This window comes from Leisingera sp. ANG-S5, from assembly GCF_000813925.1.
Lineage (GTDB): Bacteria > Pseudomonadota > Alphaproteobacteria > Rhodobacterales > Rhodobacteraceae > Leisingera.
The window spans coordinates 1-228 of record NZ_JWLH01000026.1; the positions used below are offsets into that span (position 1 = coordinate 1).

1 pseudogene is annotated in these 228 nt (G+C 67.5%); it reads right to left on the bottom strand.

Annotated features, from left to right (window positions below):
* Window positions 1–228: pseudogene (locus tag RA25_RS23360) on the bottom strand (AAA family ATPase); the annotation flags it as partial.

Below are 228 nucleotides of genomic sequence, written 5' to 3' on the forward strand. Positions count from 1 at the left end.
CCCTTGAAGTTGGCAACCGCCACCATCTTGGCGGGCAGGCCTGCGGGACGGTAGGGGGTGTAGTCCTTGGCCTTGGAGCCTTGGGCGGCAAAGAAGGCGCGCAGGCGCAGCACCTCGTCCAGGGTAAACCACTTGGCACCGCCTTCGGTCTCGGAGCGGCCCTGGGGCAGATCGGGGTTGGCCTTCAGCACCCGGCGGAAATGGGCCTGGGCCACCGGGATCAGGTAG